The sequence below is a fragment of the Coleofasciculus sp. C1-SOL-03 genome (assembly GCF_040220555.1).
Lineage (GTDB): Bacteria > Cyanobacteriota > Cyanobacteriia > Cyanobacteriales > Coleofasciculaceae > Coleofasciculus.
Window position 1 is genome coordinate 1 of sequence record NZ_JAVJUO010000196.1, and the last position, 18529, is coordinate 18529.

Annotated in this window: 7 protein-coding genes; 2 read left to right on the forward strand and 5 right to left on the reverse strand. The window is 45.8% G+C overall.

The annotated features are described in order from the left end of the window. Positions 1–47: 47 nt before the first annotated feature. Positions 48–230: a hypothetical protein gene (locus tag RIE73_RS30435; RefSeq protein WP_446404731.1), complete on the reverse strand. Its 183-nt coding sequence runs from the start codon at positions 228–230 to the stop codon at positions 48–50. 311 nt (positions 231–541) lie between these two features. Here RIE73_RS30435 and RIE73_RS30440 point away from each other — a divergent pair, with 311 nt between their 5' ends. After that, the gene (locus tag RIE73_RS30440) at positions 542–3631 is read left to right on the forward strand and encodes an ATP-binding protein (protein WP_446404732.1); all 3090 of its coding nucleotides are present in this window, start codon (positions 542–544) and stop codon (positions 3629–3631) included. 459 nt (positions 3632–4090) lie between these two features. After that, the gene (locus tag RIE73_RS30445; protein ID WP_446404733.1) at positions 4091–6061 is read left to right on the forward strand and encodes an adenylate/guanylate cyclase domain-containing protein; all 1971 of its coding nucleotides are present in this window, start codon (positions 4091–4093) and stop codon (positions 6059–6061) included. Positions 6062–6417: 356 nt separating this feature from the next. On the opposite strand, the gene RIE73_RS30450 is transcribed toward RIE73_RS30445, so the two are convergent. The 4 genes from RIE73_RS30450 to RIE73_RS30465 all read right to left on the reverse strand — a co-directional run bounded on the left by RIE73_RS30450 (position 6418) and on the right by RIE73_RS30465 (position 18343). Beyond that, on the reverse strand, positions 6418–8034 hold the full coding sequence (locus RIE73_RS30450; RefSeq protein ID WP_446404734.1) for a mucoidy inhibitor MuiA family protein: 1617 nt from the start codon (positions 8032–8034) through the stop codon (positions 6418–6420). 126 nt (positions 8035–8160) lie between these two features. After that, a complete protein-coding gene (locus RIE73_RS30455; protein ID WP_446404735.1) occupies positions 8161–11127 on the reverse strand; it encodes a mucoidy inhibitor MuiA family protein in 2967 nt (988 codons plus the stop codon). A 154-nt stretch (positions 11128–11281) separates the two neighbouring features. Beyond that, positions 11282–13528 (reverse strand): mucoidy inhibitor MuiA family protein, encoded by a 2247-nt coding sequence (locus RIE73_RS30460; protein WP_446404736.1) that lies wholly within the window; start codon positions 13526–13528, stop codon positions 11282–11284. A 1140-nt stretch (positions 13529–14668) separates the two neighbouring features. After that, complete coding sequence (locus RIE73_RS30465) at positions 14669–18343, reverse strand: PAS domain S-box protein (protein WP_446404737.1); 3675 nt, start codon at positions 18341–18343, stop codon at positions 14669–14671. Positions 18344–18529: the final 186 nt, after the last annotated feature.

The following is an 18529-nucleotide window of genomic DNA, read 5'->3' on the forward strand; positions in this document are numbered from 1 at the left end:
AGGGGCGGGTTTAGGGACAATTGTAGGGGCGGGTTTAGGGAATCAATTCAGCTAGTCACCGATAACTGTCGAACAAAACCCGCCCTCCCCACCGATAAGGGAACAACAAAACCCGCCCTCCCCACCGATAACTGTCGAACAAAACCCGCCCTCCCCACCGATAAGGGAACAACAAAACCCGCCCTCCTCACCTTAAACTTAAGAATAAAACCCGCCCATTCCCCCAGCACAAGGCAATCAATTAATCCAAAACCGGACAACAAAACTGATTAAATTCCCAACCGCGATCGCACATAAAAAATGTCGGGGTGAAAGGGTGGGGCAGGGCGGGTTTTGTATAAAGGTTATTGGTTACTCCATTAATGTTGTCCCTAAACCCGCCCCTACACAGATTTCTAGACTTAATAGAGTTAGGTTTATGTCCATCCACCTAACCAATGGACTGACACAGCTACAATTGTGAGCCGATATAATGGCACGATAAGACAAACCAGGGTGGATTAAACCGTTGCTTTAAAGAATTTTTTAGGAAAAGAAGACTGTGCTGGACTCATTACAAACTATTTTATCCTCCCGTAGCTACATGCCCCACGGGAATTGTTACCTGTGGCAAACTCCCTTGGTGGGATTGCATGTTGCCAGTGATGCGCTGATTGCGATCGCGTATTTCTCGATTCCGGCGATGCTAATTTACTTTGTCCGCCAACGCCGAGATATTCCGTTCTCTAGAGTCTTTGTTTTATTCGGGGCGTTTATTATTTTCTGTGGTGTCGGACATCTGTTTGATATTTGGACACTGTGGTATGCCGATTACTGGATATCCGGACTTGAACGCGCTTTAACTGCCCTGATATCTTGTTATACAGCGCTACGATTAATCGATTTACTGCCCCAATTCCTCGCCCTACGCACCCCGGAACAATTAGAAGCGATTAACCAGGAATTACAGCAGCAAGTGGCACAACGGCGCCAAACCGAGGAAACCCTACGCGCCATTGTTGCAGGTACAGCATCGGTTACCGGAGAAGACTTTTTTGCCGCCTTGGTGCAGAATCTGGCAAAATCTTTACATGTCCCTGCTGTCGTCGTCGCTGAGAAAATCGGCGATCGCGAACCAGGATGGCGCAGTCTGGCTTGTGGTTGCATCACATCCTGTCAGATTTCCAATTTACAGCCTACCTGTGAAATTATTCCCCCAACTCAACAGAGTGGTAACGAAGCTAACAATTGGCAGCAACTTTTCCCTGATACAACAGATACCAAACATTGCGTGGAGATTCCCTTACTCGACGGAAATCAACAGGTGATTGGGATGCTGGGTATTTGTGATGTCAAACCCTTGTGCATCACCAATTTAGATCAAACGATGATGAACGTATTTACCGCCCGCGCCGCCACAGAATTGCAACGGAAATGGGCAGAAGACGAAAAACATCGCGCCTACGCAGCCTTAGAATTTCGGGTTGAGGAACGCACCGCAGAATTAGTGGCAACCAACGCCACCTTAGAAACTGAAATTCAAGAACGGATTGCCGCCGAAGCCGCGATCAAATTGATGGCACAGCGGGAAAAAACAATTAACCGTGTCATCCAGCAAATGCGCCAAAGCTTAGATTTAGACGCCATCTTTAAGGCAACAACGGCTGAATTACGACACGCCATTGACTGTGATCGCGTTCTGATTTATGAATTTAACCCCGATTGGAGTGGGGCAATCGCTGCCGAATCCGTTGCCTCCGGTTGGCAGGCTTTACTTCGTGACGGTAAAAAATCCTCTACCTTTGCCCAAACCACAACGGTTAATCCTCACTGTTTTGCCACTCAATTAACCAGTGCAGATGGCTTGGTTCAAGACACGTATCTACAAGAAAAACAGGGTGGAATCTATCGACAAAAGAACACCTATTGCTGCGTCTTTGATGTTGAACAAGCTAACTTTTCCGAATGCTATCTCAACTTGCTCAAACGCATGCAAGCCCAAGCCTACATCATCACCCCCATTTTTTGCGGTCAAAAACTGTGGGGACTCTTAGGGGTGTATCAAAACAGTAATCCTCGACAATGGCAACCCGCAGAAGTCCAAATTGTTACCCAAATTGGCAATCAGCTTGGTGTTGCCGTTCAACAGGCTGAACTCTTTGCCCAAACCCAAAACCAAGCCCTCGAACTCCAACAGGCAAAAGAAGCAGCGGATGCGGCAAATCGGGCAAAAAGTGAGTTTTTATCCAATATGAGTCACGAACTCCGCACACCCATGAATGCGATTTTAGGATTTACGCAACTCATGCAGCGCGATCAATCCTTACCCGCCCAGCATCAAGGGTACATGGAAATTATTAATCACAGTGGTGAACATTTACAGGAGTTAATTAATGATGTTTTAGAGATGTCAAAAATTGAAGCGGGGCGGATAACCTTAGCGGAAACTGACTGTAATTTACATCAACTCTTGCGCCGTCTGGACTCCATGTTCCAACTCAAGGCAAAGTCCAAAGGGTTACGCTTAAAGGTTCAGCGAGACGATACCGTTCCCCCATGGATTAGAACCGATGAACATAAATTGCGTCAAGTCTTAATTAACTTGCTGAGTAACGCGATTAAATACACCGAAAACGGTCAAGTCAGCCTAGAGGTATCGGGTGTTCGTCAGGGTAAAACCGTGAACCTGGGATTCAAAGTAGCGGACACCGGACCCGGAATTGCCAAAGAAGACATGGATGAACTATTTCAAGCCTTTAAGCAGACAAAACTTGGGCAAAATGCCTACGAAGGAACCGGGTTAGGATTAAAGATTTCTCAGCAATTTGTGCAATTGATGGGCGGTGAAATTACTGTCACAAGTGAACTGGGACAAGGCAGTTGTTTTCAATTCCAAATTCAGGTAGAATTAATAGAATCTATCCCCGATACCCCAGCCTCTGATTTCCAGGAGGTAACGGGATTAGCTCCCGGACAACCCGCCTATCGAATTTTAGTGGTTGAAGATCATCTGGTAAACCGCCAGCTATTGGTAACGCTGTTAAAAGAGGTGGGTTTTCAGGTTCAATCGGCAGAGAATGGACAAGTCGCGATCGCGCTTTGGCAACAATGGCAACCTGAACTGATTTTCATGGATATGCACATGCCAATTATGGATGGTTATCAAGCCACTCGACAGATTAAACAGTCGAATTGTGCCACGATTCCGCCGATTATTGCGATTACCGCCAGTGCGTTTGCCCATAAGCGAGATGAATGTTTAACCGCCGGATGTGATGCGTTTATCAGCAAGCCGTTTCAGCGGGAGGAAATTCTAGAAATTGTCAGTCAATATTTAGGGGTGGAGTATTCCAATAGCACAACAGCCGAAACGGTGTCTGATGCTACCGATGCCAGCGTATCTCCATCGGATTATGATTATACTCTAGATGCCAATGATCTCACGATTATGTCATCCGAATGGATTGAGCAACTCCACTACGCGGCGAGTTCTTGTAATGATTCCCTATGTTTAAGCCTAATTCGTCAAATTCCGGAGGAACAATCTCAACTCATAGAGATACTAAGTGAGTTAGTGGAAACCTATCAATTTGATCAACTGATCAACTTGACTCAACCCAGCCCAAGTCAGAGTGTAAACCAATACTGTTAGAGATAGTTGGAAATGGTGCGTTACGCTACCCTGCGGGAACGCTTCGCGAACGCTAACGCACCCTACACCCGCCCCAACCTCACCATTCAATTATCACAAATGACCAATGACAACAAATTCATCGCCGATATCCTCTAAATCCGTGAAATCAGTGTCACTAACCTTTCACTTCCCCACCCCAATCTCTCCAATAAATCCGTGAAATCAGTGTTTTGACCAATGACCAATGACCATAAATTCATCGCCGATATTCTCTAAATCCGTGAAATCAGTGTCACTAACCTTTCACTTCCCCACCCCAATCTCTCCAATAAATCCGTGAAATCAGTGTTTTGACCAATGACCAATGACCATAAATTCATCGCCGATATCCTCTAAATCCGTGAAATCAGTGTCACTAACCTTTCACTTCCCCACCCCAATCTCTCCAATAAATCCGTGAAATCAGTGTTTTGACCAATGACCAATGACAATAAATTCATCGCCGATATCCTCATTGTTGACGACCAACCCCACAACATTAAATTTTTATCAGATTTCTTATCAGACTACAACTATCAAATCCGCAAAGCCATTAATGGTGAAATGGCGTTAAAAGCCGCTCGGCTGCTTCCCCCAGACTTAATTCTCCTGGATATCAATATGCCCGGATTAAGTGGCTATGAAGTCTGTGAACAACTCAAAGCTGATCCGAAAACAAGTTCTATCCCAATTATTTTCCTGAGTGCGTTTTCGGATACTGAGACCAAGGTGAAAGCCTTTCAATATGGTGGTGTTGATTATATCACCAAACCCTTTCAACTGGAAGAAGTTTTAGCCCGAATTCAAACCCAATTAAACCTTAAACGCCTGCAAAGTGAACTCGAACATCGTAATAAAAAGCTGGAAAAAACCGTAGGCGTACTGCAAAAAACTAAAACGGCTTTAACCACATCAGAAGCAGAACTTCGCGCCTTATTCCACGCCATGACTGAACTGGTGTTAGTCTTGGATTCCCAGGGGCGCTATCTGAAAATCGCCACACCCAACCATGAGTTGGTCTCTCAAGCTTCTCAACTAGCCTTAGGCAAGACACTCCATGAAAGTTTACCCCAATCCCAAGCCGATTTAGTATACAGTACGATTCAAAACGTATTAGAACGCCAGGAAACGATTGAAGTTGAATATAGTCTCCAGTTAGAAAACGGCAGAACAGACTTCTCTGCCAAGATTTCTCCCCTCTCCCAGGATAGCGTTATAGCGGTGATGCGGGACATTAGCGATCGCAAACGCCGCGAAGAAGCCTTACAACTGATTGTTGAGGGAACCGCCACTAAAACAGGGCGCGAGTTTTTCAACGCTTGTGTTCGCCAACTTGCCGAAATTTTGTCAGTTCGTTATGCGTTTGTTACCGAATGTCTAGATTTTAAAAAAAAGCGAGTCCGCACATTAGCCTTTTGGCTGGACGAGGAATTTGTCAAAAATATTGAATATGACTTGCTGGGAACACCCTGTCAGGAAGTGATTCAAAATAACAAATATTATTGCTATTCTGACAATATTATCGCGCATTTCCCTGATGATCAAGATTTAGTGGACTTAAAAGCCGAAAGCTATGCGGGAATTCCTTTAACTGATTCCATCGGAAATGTAATTGGTCATATTGCTGTCCTAGACACTCAACCCATGCTCAATGATGAAACCCGGGAATTGGTCTTAAAAATATTTGCCGCTAGAGCCGGAGCTGAATTAGAGCGTCAAATTACGGATATTGCCCTGAAAAAAAGTCAAGAGCGTTCTGAAGAATTATTACTGAATATTTTACCCGCTCCGATTGTGGAACGTCTGAAAAAAGAGAAAACGGCGATTGCCGAACAATTCGCTGATGTGACGATTTTGTTTGCGGATATTGTCGGCTTTACCCCATTATCGGCAAAGATAAACCCCACGGAAATGGTTAATTTGCTCAATGAAATTTTCTCAATTTTTGACCAACTAACCGAGCAACATGGGTTAGAAAAAATCAAAACCATTGGCGATGCGTATATGGTTGTCGGTGGATTACCCGTCTATAAAGCCAATCATGCTCAAGCCGTGGCGCAAATGGCGCTAGATATGCGAGACGCGATCGCTCGTTTTCAAGAAAGCTATGGTGAACAGCTACAAATCCGCATTGGTGTAAACACGGGTTCAGTTGTTGCAGGCGTGATTGGCACCAAAAAATTTATCTATGATTTATGGGGAGATGCGGTTAATGTTGCCTCTCGCATGGAATCATTAAGTTTACCGGGTAAAATTCAAGTCACCGAAGCAACCTATACCTGTTTAAAAGAGCAATATCGCTTTGAACAACGGGGAAAGATTCCTGTTAAAGGGAAAGGGGAAATGACCACGTATTGGTTATTAGAATCATTAACGAAAAATCCTCCATTACCCAATCCAGTGGTTTGAGTTGTAGGGGCATTGGTGTCAACTTAAGCGGAAAATCCCAATACCTTGATTCTACCCCACCCTAACCCTCCCCTTACCAAGGGGAGGGAACATTTCCCCCCTTAGCAAGGGGGGATTAAGGGGGGTTAAGATGAATGTCACTGACTTAAGCTGGGTTCGTAGTAGGCACGAAGCGTGCCAGAAGCGCTAAAGCGCTGACTACAAACTTTAAAGTCAGTGGCATTCAGCCTTAAGTCAGTACCATTCGACTTAAGGCTGGTGGGCGATGCCCACCCTACGGTAGCTCAAGGGTTTTGGCGTTCCCAAATTTCAGTGCTATTCACCTTAAGTTGACACGGATGGGAATTGCCGTACTCCTACAAGCCTCCTTTCACCTCTGGCGCTGTTGCCACTTGATAAACTAGCGTGACTTTATCTTGAGAGTAGGGTGCGAGGGTCAATTTCCAGGTACAAAATCCATCATCATCGGGTTGAACTCCATTGGTCGTCTTTTTCGTCAAAACCTTCACCCTGACTTGCTCTAATTCTGACACCGGAACCCGCTCGGTTATGGTAATCTCCCTCGGTTCTGCCGCAATATTAGAGAGAAATAACTGGGTTTGTGTAATCACTCGATTCCACTGGGTTAGATGGTCTTTTTCTTGTTTTTTCGTTTGGCTACGCTGTACCCGCATGGCTTCATCAGCACCCCATCCCAAGGCAAATTTCTCTCCGGGGGCGATGAATCCAATGGCAGTTTTGCCGACAAATTCTGATGAACGTACTAAGTCCACAGGTCCAGCGAGAATGGGACAGGTTGATAAATTAATTTGTTTGCTTTTGAGGACAACCTGACAAGAGAGTTCTGGCATCAAGATATATTCAATCTCAGCCTCAGACTCAAAAGAGAAAATTGGCACTCGATAGGGACGACCATCAGAGGGAATTGTGGCTTTTTGGTTAGGGCGAAGCGTCCGGACTTCGCCGCCATCATCAACACCAGGTAAGTTGACTGAATTAGTCGTTTCTCTCTGCGGAGTGGTGACACCTGTACCCAGTCCAGTGGTTTGAATTTGCTGATTTCGAGTTTCAAGAATAATTTGTTTCGATTTTTCTTTGACATTTAATTTGTCATCGCTTAAAAGAGGCGGTTCAGTCCCCAGAGATGCGCGGGCGGTGGAAAAGACTAAATCAACATTCGTCCAATCTTCCCCTGTATTTTGCCAGACACACCCATCCATCCGAAAGGATAGAGTTGCTGGTGATGAAGAAGCGTTAGTTGGGACTAGCAAACGGGCTTGATGCCAAGGACGCCATAAGGCATTGGGAACGACATAATCGAAGGTAATTTCATAGTCTCTGGCTTCAGAAATCATTACATCGGATTCAATTTTAGCGGTGTAAATTGTATCGGGACGCGATAGGGATTGAAGGCGAGTGGTTATGTCATCAATTTGCTGTCTGAGTTGTGCTTGCTGTTCCTCACTGGTTAAGATTTCTGTTTGTAATTCCCGGAGTTGTTTAAACAGGGTTTGCAATTGTTCCCGCCAGGTTTTGGGGTCAATTTGTCCCCAAACGGCATCAATGGGTAATTCTTGTAAGGCTTTGGTTAAGATAGTATTGACTTGTTTAAAGCAATAGGTTTGATGGTGAGAGTCTTCTGAAACCATGGCGAGGTGATGCTGGTGCGATCGCAACTCGTTGTACAATGGCTGGATGTCTTTGGGTCGTTCTTCGTTTTTGAGAAGCATCTGGCGACGAACGCGGACATCATTAATTCTGGCATTGCTATAGTTTTCTGCAAATTCTGCCCGCAGGGATTTATCGGAAAGCACTGGGGCAACATTTTCTACGGTGATGCGCCATAATCCTGATGTTAGGTTGGCTTTGCCCTTGCGTTGCACTAAGGCGCGGTCTTCGAGTAGGGTAACGAGGGTGACAGGGGCGTCGAGGGTTAGGGATTGAATGTTTTGGTTCGGTGTAATTGATGGCATGGTTTTTTGGGCGGTTTAATGGGAAATCTATGGATATTTTTTCAACGCAGAGGGGCGCAGAGGGTTTCGCAGAGGGGCGCAGAGGGGGTTAAATGATGGGGAGGCATAAGATTTAATATTTAATACTTACTCCCGTCGATTGCCACCGATTAATTCGTTATCGGCGTAGGTTTTAATGGTGTACTGTGCTGATAGTTTTGCCTGTTGTTGACCGGGGATTTTTATCCGCCAGCGATATCCACCTTGAATGGGTTTTCCGCGTTCTTCTTGTTCATATTTCTGCCATTGCGGGGAAACTTTACCAAGTTCTACGTCAACTTTTTCTCCTTCCCGGGGGACGGGAATGCGTTCTCGGATTTCAATCCGGGCTTCGTTGGCTAAACGGTTAGCAATGTCAATTTTAAGGTGGTGACGCAGTTCGTTGAAGGCGACTAATAACTGACTGGAACGTTTTTCCTGATACGTCGTGTTTCGAGCCACTTTTATCCCTTGTTCGACGCCTAACCCAAATTCAATTTGTCCATTAGTGGGTACGGTGGGTAATGTTGTGGATAAGATATACTCACCATCAATGTAAACATCAACTGAACCGCTTAAAAGTGGGGCGTCTAGGGGATTACGCAGTTGGGCAATTCGGAAGACATTGGTATCTTCACGGGGAACGACAACATAGCGCAGGTTGACATCGGTACTTTGGTTCGTTAGTGCGACGGAATGAAATAGTCCATCAGAGGGAACATCCACCCGTCCATCGGCAGAATAGGCATAATCAAAGGAACCTGCTGTATCACGTACTGATATCCCACCAGGCGGTAATGGGGTAGACAAACATTGGCGGGATTTTAATATAGCCTGATCGACGATTTCTAGGACATTGAAGGTTACCACAAACTGCTGTTGCTTAAAGAGTTCTAGATAGACTTCCTGCTGGTTTTGAAGCAGTAATTTACCTCGCTTATTGGGGTCATCTGCGCCGGGAAGTCGCATTAAATTGTAAGTCAGTAGATCATTGTTAATCCAACCCTGTAGCCTTGAGAAACCCAAGGCTGAGTCTTGCACCCTCAGATAAATATTTTCCCCATACCGAGCCGGGATGATTTCGACGAAGCAATTGACCAGACGCCCCTGAAACAGACGTTGAAACTGACCACTTTGCAATAGACGTTTGTTGATGTCTAAATCTGCCATGATTTTGACACGATTAGCTACGGCATTTTTAATCTTTCTCGGTAAGAGATCAAAGGCTAGCTGTAGTACGCCATCTTTACGAAAACGAACCCGCAAATATTCTTCTTGGGGTTCGATGTGAATGTCGCAGACTCCCTGTTGTAGGGCTTTGATGAGAATACGATTCACCAAGTTAATTATCCCTGCACTCCCTTCATTCAAGACTTCGCCTAACATTGAATATGTTTCTTCTGGTTCATTGGACAGGGTGTCTAGATTCTCCAAATCCTTACTAATATCTGTCTGTTTAGCCGCTTCTTCTTTCTTCTCCTGTGCCAGTTTTTGATCCCGATATTGATTAATCAGATGCTGATAATCTTCTTGGGTAATTACCATCCGCCGCAACCCAATTCCTTGAGGGCGGAGAATCCGGTTGAGATCATCTTGGGCATCCAGATTATCCGGATCAACCATTGCCACCAGAACTGATGGCGGTTGACCCTCATTTTTGGATAACGGCACTAAACGATAGCGACTACAGATGTCAATAGGAATTAGGCTTTCGATGAGTTCCTTGACTTGATGCCCGGAAATTTCACTCAGTTCTGGATCAAGAGATTCAACACCATAAAGTGTTTTGAGTTCAAACAGTTGCTGTTTCTTGTACTGGCGGATTAAGTCGGGTGGTAACTGACGCCCAGTAATTGATTCAATGACATCGATTATAGATCGTCCCGATTTACGACTTTCTATCTGTGCTTGTTCTATCTGCCGTTCCTTAGCATAACCTAACTGTAATAATCGATTGTAGAATGGACTGTTAATTCTACTCGCTGGTTGTGTAAAGGCTCTTGGTGTTGAGGTTCTATTCTTTTGTAGATTTTCTCTTACAGTCTGTTTGCCTCCTAAGTTGAACTCTTGTACTGATGACACATTAATTGAAGATAATTCAAGGTTTTGGAACTGTTCAGATACCGTGACTCTCTGCGGCTTCTGGCGGTCATAATCGGCAAACAGCGTGGTTGCACCAACGGGAGGTAAACGCCAACCGGATTTTCTGGGGATAGGCTGAGTACGTCCTAACCGCAGTGAGGGTAATTCTGGTAACTCACACCACATCATCGGGTTAGCGGTTGAGAGTTCCAAGCGAACCCCAGACCAATCTTCTCCTGTGCGCTGACACAAAAAAGCCCGAACCGCGATCGCACTGGTATTGGTGCTACTATCTAAACGGCATAAATAGGTGGGTGTCCAGCGTGCGCCAGGAACGAAATAATCGACAATTAACTGTTGCTGGGAAACCGTCACCTCCGCCGGATAACTTAAGCTGATAATTACCGTTTTTCGCAATTCCTGCGGTTTCACCTGTTGGGCTGTTGACGCCAGTTCCTGTTTGTGTAATAACTCCTCTAAGTGGGTTTTTGCCTCCTGTAAGCTGTTTTGGATTTCCCGTCGTTCCTGAATGCGACTACGGATTTGCTCATCTTGAAAATTCGCGATCGCTAATCGGGCGGCTAGGGGTGAAGGGGGTGGTGCTTTTCCCGGTTCGGCTTGCGGTTGATTGGGTACATGAAGCTTTTTCAGGACAGAGATTTCGTTATCAATTAAAGCAATCGTCTCTTGAATTCGCCTCACTTCGGCTTTGGCTTGGCACAGTTGTTCCTCGGCGGGGGAGTTGGGGGTTTCTGGGGGAGAGGGAACCGCGAGACTGATGCGAATATCGGTAGGAATTACTGGATTGGCATTCCCTTCAACTTGTACTCGCACACTACTATCATCCAGCGCCAGGGGAAGCCCCGAAATTTCTACTTGTTCTGGCGTTTCTCCATTCTCTAGGTGCAAGTCGGCGATACGGGTAACGGTTGCACCAGCGGCATAAACTTTCACTTTGTCTATTTTCGAGGCGAGTTGGGTTATGTTCGGCATCGGATTATCTAGTGACTGATCCCAGGTACATTGTTCTATATCTCTGGGTGATTACCAGGATATGCACTTATCGATATAGCGTAGTTTGTAGTAAGCACGAAGAGTGCTATAACATTTAGCTGGAGAGGGCTGAGGTTCCCTCACTACGAACGAACTATTCCCGCCGATTCCCACCGATTACTTCACTATCGGCGTAGGTTTTAATGGTGTACTGTGCTGATAATTTGACTTGTTGTTGACTGGGTACTTTTATCCGCCAGCAATATCCACCTCGAATGAGTTGTTCGCGTTCTTCTTGTTCATATTTATGCCATTGCGGGGAAACTTTACCAAGTTCTACATCAACTTTTTCTCCTTCCTGGGGTACAGGGATACGTTCTCGGATCTCAATCCGTGCTTCGTTGGCTAAACGATTAGCAATGTCAATTTTAATGTGGTGATTGAGTTCATTGAACGCAACTAATAACTGACTGGAACGTTTTTCCTGATACGTCGTGTTTCGAGCCACTTTTATTCCTTGTTCGACGCCTAAACCCAATTCAACTTGTCCCTTGGCGGGTACGGTGGGTAATGTTGTGGATAAAATATACTCACCATCAACATAAACATCAGCTGAACCGCTTAAAAGTGGAGCGTCTAAAGGATTACGCAGTTGGGCAATTCGGAAAACATTGGTATCTTCACGGGGAACGACAACATAGCGCAGGTTGACATCGGTACTTTGGCTAGTTAGTGCGACGGAATGAAATTGTCCATCAGAGGGAACATCCACCCGTCCATCGGCAGAATAGGCATAATCAAAGGAACCTGCTGTATCACGTACTGATATCCCACCAGGCGGTAATGGGGTAGACAAACATTGGCGGGATTTTGATATAGCCTGATCGACGATTTCTAGGACATTGAATGTTACCACAAACTGCTGTTGCTTAAAGAGTTCTAGATAGACTTCCTGCTGGTTTTGAAGCAGTAATTTACCTCGCTTATTGGGGTCATCTGCGCCGGGAAGTCGCATTAAATTGTAACTCAGATTCACCAAGTTCATTCCCGAGGTACTGCTAGCTTTATTCAAGGTTTTACCCAATTCAAATTCTGTTTCTTTTGGTTTATAATCTCTACCTCTTAAGTATTGCGCCGGAGAAGAATGGCGTAAGCTTGATTCTGCGTCTTCCAGTAAACTATAGAGCTCTAAGTCGCATTCTGTTTTTTCTAGTGCCTTGGACAGCATGGCGTCAAGGTCAGCAAACTCGTCTCCTGATTCATCAAACAGGTCATGAAACTCGATAGCCTTATCGGTATCGGACAGGAGGCATTCAAGCTCAGTATCCAGATCGTCTTGTGCTTTCTCCTGTGTCAGTTTTTGATCCCGATATTGATTAATCAGATTCAGTTCCAGATTGTAGAATGAACTGTTGATTCTACTCGCTGGTTGTGTAAAGGCTCTTGGTCTAGTGACCACCTGTTGCTTCTGGCGGTCATAATCGGCAAACAGTGTGGTTGCACCAACGGGAGGTAAACGCCAACCGGATTTTCTGGGGACAGGCTGAGTACGTCCTAACCGCAGTGAGGGTAATTCTGGTAACTCACACCAAGTCATCGGGTTAGCGGTTGAGAGTTCCAAGCGAACCCCAGACCAATCTTCTCCGGTTCGCTGACACAAAAAAGCCCGAACCGTGATCGCACTGGTATTGGTGCTACTATCTAAACGACATAAATAGGTGGGTGTCCAGCGTGCGCCGGGAACGAAATACTCGACAATTAACTGTTGCTGGGAAACCGTCACCTCTGGCGGATAACTTAAGCTGATAATCACGGTTTTTCGCAATTCGTGGGGTTTCACCTGTTGGGCGGTTGACGCCAGTTCCTGTTTGTGTAATAACTCGTCTAAGTGGGTTTTTGCCTCCTGTAAGCTGTTTTGGATTTCCCGTTGTTCCTGAATGCGACTACGGATTTGCTCATCTTGAAAATTCGCGATCGCTAATCGGGCGGCTAGGGGTGAAGGGGGTGGTGCTTTTCCCGGTTCTGCTTCCGGTTGATTGGGTACATGAAGCTGTTTCAGGACAGATATTTCGTTATCAATTAGGGCAATCGTCTCTTGAAGAAGCCTCACTTCGGCTTTCGCTTGGCGCAGTTGTTCCTCGGCGGGGGAGTTGGGGGTTTCTGGGGGAGAGGGAACCGCGAGACTGATGCGAATATCGGTAGGAATCACCGGACTGGCATTTCCTTCAACCTGCACTCGCACACTACTATCATCCAGCGCCAGGGGAAGCCCCGAAATTTCTACTTGTTCTGGCGTTTCTCCATTCTCTAGGTGCAAGTCGGCGATACGGCTAACAGTTGCACCAGCGGCATAGACTTTTACCTTGTCTATTTTCGAGGCGAGTTGGGTTATGTTCGGCATCGGATTATCCAGTGACTGATCCCAGGTACATTGTTCTATATCTCTGAGTCATTACCGGGATATGCAGTTATGCCAGGTTGCTATACGTAGTGGCGTGGCACACCTAACTTGATGAATTAAGCTTACGCCCCGAAACCGTAGGGGCGCATAGACGTGCGCCCGATTCAATGGTAAAGTCTATTCCACAATTTTAGTGTCAACTTAAGACTGAAACTCTTACTTAATAAGAGATCCCCCCTAGCCCCCCTTGTAGATCCTGACAGGTGTAGGTTTTTTATTTTATGGTTGGGACAAGACAAGGAGGACTTTGCTGGCGAATGTTACAAAAGAGCTTGAGTTCCGTTCAGATTCATTTGTTTTTCTCCTTACTAAAAAAATCAATGGCGTTGTATTTATAAAACCTTTAGTGCTGGTATCTAAGGGGTCATCACCGCCTCCATTTGGGGGATCTTGGCTAGGTTGTAGTCTCCAAAAAATCACTTCCAATGACTGTGCTTTTAAGGTCTGTTTTGTTTTTTTTTCTGACCACAATTTAACTATAACTGTATTTTTACGGAGGTCAATAAAGTTTAAATGAACTTTTTATAAAGTTTTTGTAAAGTTAAATTGTTCATAAAAACAAAAAACTCTCCCTTTAGGGAGAGCTAATTTATCTACCTACAAACTTGCATGAAAATTAACTGAGAAAAAACAGATTTTTCTCTAATTTGCTAACAATTAATCTGAAGGGTTTAACCTTGTCGTTAACCCTGTAGAGTCAGCCAAATTTAAATTGTGGCAACAATATTTACCGCTTTATTTGGGATGAGTGGGCATGATTTAGATAAACCCCTTGGCTCAAAATTTAGGTTTCTCTAGTATTCAGTTTTATCAGCCAATGGCGCTTAATGGGTGAACAATCCGGAGAGTTTACTAACTCTTCAAGGTTGTCAGAAAATCTTCACAGACATTTCATCAAATCAGCCTTCAAGCAAATTGACAAAAACACGTAATTAAGGTATAAAACTCATTCATTGCCCTGTTTCATTAACTGGGCGATACGTGCTTCGCACACGCTTCGCGATCGCATGAATCAAATCCTTGGGGTCAACAGGTTTGGGCAAATGCTGCTGAAATCCGGCAGCCAGGGCTTTTTGCTGATTAGATTCCCCTGCATACGCCGAACCATGCGATCGCCGGAATTTGGGCTTGGCTTGAGGACATACCCCGAATCTGTTGCAATAACTCATAGCCATTCATTTGGGGCATACCAATATCACTCACCAGGATATCAAGGGTTAACTGGTTGAACTGTGACAACACCTCCGGTGCTGATGCCATGGTAATTACCTCTGCCCCAGCTTGTTGCAGAATAACCCCAATTAGTTCTCGCGTGTCGGCTTCATCATCGACAAATAAGACTCGTATCCCTTGCAGGGGAAGGGTATCTGGCTGGCGTTGGCAATCCGGGGTATTTTGCGTTGCTTCCTTTTGATCTCGAAGCAGGGGTAATTTCACGGTAAACGTAGCGCCCTGTCCTTCACCGGGGCTTTCTGCCTGGATTATGCCACCATGTAAGTCTACAATGTGACGGGCGATCGCCAGTCCTAATCCTAATCCCCCAAATTGGCGCGTCATGGAACTGTCCGCCTGACGGAAATAGTCGAAAATATGAGGAAGAATATCGGCAGAGATTCCGATACCTGTGTCACTGACGGTAATCTGGGCAAAATCATCCACCTCTGCTAATGTCACCTCCACCTGTCCCCCGGATGGGGTAAACTTCACCGCATTGGAGAGTAAATTCCACACCACTTGTTGTAACCGCCCAGAGTCACCTTTAACCAAACCCACCTTACCGATAAAATGAGGCTGAATTTGAATCGATTTCGCCTCTGCTGCTAACTGTACTGTTTCAATTGCCGCTTTAATTGTGATCGCTAAATCAAGCCGATGACGAGTCAGAGAAACTTTTCCCCGCAGAATTCGGGCAACATCGAGTAAGTCATCCACTAACTGAATTTGAATCGTGGCATTACGTTCAATGGTTGCTAATGCCTTATCTATTGCGGCTTGATCAAACTGACGAGTGCGAAGTAGCTTTGTCCATCCCAGGATAGGATTCAGAGGAGAACGCAACTCATGAGACAAAATTGCCAGAAATTCATCTTTAATCCGGTTGGCAGACTCTGCCTCTTTACGGGCGGCGCGTTCTCGTGCTAGAAGTTGTTCACGCTCCCGTTCTGCCTGTCTGCGTTCGGTGATATCTACAAATGCACCAATCACGCCGCGCACTTCACCGGAGTCGTGGTATAGGGGAACGGCTTTGCCATAGATGAAGCGTACTGTACCATCCTCAAAAACTAATTCGATTTCATCAATCACCTCTTGCCCGGTTCTCGCTGCACGCTGCATGGGTAAGTCTTGGGGCAGATATTCTTGTCCGTTTTTATATTGTTTAAAGGGCAGAGGATAGGAACCATCGGCAGGGGTGGCAGTTGTTACGGAACCCGGTGGCATCCGCATTAAAGTATACGCCGTCCGGTTAGCGGTCATCTGGTGACAGTGAGGATCATGGGCAATCCAAAGCGCGGCTGGGGTAATTTCCATTAAGGTTTCTAACTCTTGCACTCTGGCGTGGGCAAAGGCTTCACTCAGGCGTAAGGCGGCTTCTACTCGCTTGAGTTCAGAAATTTCCATCACGGCGACACCGACTCCCAAGAGTTCACCATCGGGTAAGCAAACGGGAAAGTGATTGGCTAAAGCATGGCGATAAATACCCGGTTGAACTTCACCATTAAACTCAAAGTTTAGCCTCGGTTGGCGAGTCTGTAAAATCTGACGCAGCATGGGGGCAAATTCAGGTGCCATCTGTGGCACTACTTCCCAGAGAGTACGACCTAAATGTTGACTCAGGGGGACGCCATTCATTGTTGCTAAGGCTTCATTGACATAGCACTCAAATAAGTCACTATTGGTTTGATTCCCTGGCAGGATAGTAAGCAGGCGTTGACCGAGTAACTCGGAAACCGAATGATGCAGCATTTTTGCCGCCATGGGATTGGCATAGATCCACTCAAAATCAACAATGTTTCCAGCAGGATTGCGGATGCTTTTGAGGATAGTAAACCCATCTAAGGACAGATCTTGGGCAACCCGAAATCGTTCTTCACTGCGGCGTAGGGCTTCCTCGGCTTGTTGGCGTTCCGTTATGTCGCGATAGATGGATTCAACGGGAATTCGTTGACCGTCTTTAGTCCGATGTATTGATTCGATAACGACTCGTTTCTCGTGCAACAATTTCTGGAAACCGACTTGAAGATCGGCTAAGGGGATGTCCACAATCTCCGCAACCGATAGGGTTAGGAGTTCTTGGCGGGTATAGCCTAACCGTTTACAGGCAGCTTCATTCACCTCAATGAGTTGTCCCGGTTGATTGTCGGGAGTGAGGGGATAAACGAGTACCCAGTCTTCCATGCCATTAAATAAGGTACTAAAGCGCTGTTCTCTGTCTCGTAAGGCGGCTTCTGTTTGTTTGAGATCGGTGATATCGTTAATGAAGGCATAGAAGCCTTTGATATTACCGTGCGGATCACTATCGGGGATATACTGCCGACGAACGTAGCGCGATCCTCCATCTTTGAACGGCATCCACATTTCCACGTTGATCGGTTCACCCGCTAAGGCAGTTTCAATATCCTGACGCATATAGTCATAAACGTCTGCCCCGACAAAGTCTGCCACCGATTGACCGATCAGATGTTCGGCTGGATATCCAAACCAAGTGGTAAAGGCATGATTGACGAAGCGGTAACGGCAATCTGTATCCACGTAAGCAATTAGCGCCGGAACCGCATCTGTAATTAAGCGCAAATCGGTTTCTCGTTGTTTCAGGGTAGCTTCGGTTTCTTTGCGATCGCTAATATCGATGGTGCTACCAATGACACGAATCGGATGTCCTTGATCATCTCGTGCCACCACCAGTCCTTGATCCAAGATATGAATATAGTGGTTGTTTTTGTGCAGAACCCGATATTCAACGTGATAGGAATCCCCCTGACTCAACGCCGTTGCTGTCTCCTGATCCATTCGTTCCCCATCATCCGGATGAATGTGATCGCGCCACCAGTCGCAAGTGGGTTCGGCTTCGCTGAGGGAATAGCCTAAAATGTTGGTGAGTCCATCGGTTCGTTCTACTCGATTCGTATCAATCTGCCTATCATAAATTAGGGCATTGACCGCTTGGGCAGCGAATTGGAACCGTTCGTTGGCAAGATGTAAGCATTCTTTTTGCTGGCGTAATTCGGCTTCAATTTGTTTTTGTTCGGTGGCGTCGAATAATGTACCAATCACCCGGATGGCTTTCCCGGTTTGATTCCGTAGAATATAGCCGCGATCTAAAATATGGGCGTAGCTACCATCTGTCTTTTGATACCGATACTCCGCCATCCAGCGATCGCCTGTACCTGCGAGTGTCTCTTTGAAGCTAGCGACAACCTCGTCGCGATCGTCAGGATGTAGGTGTTCAATCCACCATTCCCAGGAATATGCCGTTGACTCTGGGCGATCGCCTAAACGTTCATTGTATGCTGCGTTCCAGCTAATGATACCCTGTTCTAAGTCACACTCATAGATGGCATCTTTTGTCGCCCGCAGCACCAAAGATAGGCGTTCCTCGGTTTTCTGTAAGCGGGTTTCTACCGTCTGGCGCGTTTCTCTCTCCTGCGCCAGTTGCTGTTTATAGTCACCAATCTCGTCTTCTAACTCGCCCACTCGTCGTTGTAATGCCACAATTTGATCAAGAAGGGGATTGGCTTCATTGGTTTCGTTGTTCATTCGTTAACTCCTTCTGACCAAACTTGTGATGACTTTAACTCGATGGGGGCATCTTAGTTTAGATTGTAGAAGCTTGGCTGGAGGATGAGTTGATTCCGTAATATTCATACACCAATCCCTTTACTCTTGTGGGATTAGCGTCTTATTAAAACTAACGTTAATCCGTTTGAGAACTAGACTAGGCAG

What these genes read in the sequence shown, in the direction of transcription:
- RIE73_RS30445 (WP_446404733.1), top strand. Translation starts at nt 4,091, where the DNA reads ATGACCAATGACAATAAATTCATCGCCGATATCCTCATTGTTGACGAC.
- RIE73_RS30450 (WP_446404734.1), bottom strand. Translation starts at nt 8,034, where the DNA reads ATGCCATCAATTACACCGAACCAAAACATTCAATCCCTAACCCTCGAC.
- RIE73_RS30455 (WP_446404735.1), bottom strand. Translation starts at nt 11,127, where the DNA reads ATGCCGAACATAACCCAACTCGCCTCGAAAATAGACAAAGTGAAAGTT.
- RIE73_RS30460 (WP_446404736.1), bottom strand. Translation starts at nt 13,528, where the DNA reads ATGCCGAACATAACCCAACTCGCCTCGAAAATAGACAAGGTAAAAGTC.
- RIE73_RS30465 (WP_446404737.1), bottom strand. Translation starts at nt 18,343, where the DNA reads ATGAACAACGAAACCAATGAAGCCAATCCCCTTCTTGATCAAATTGTG.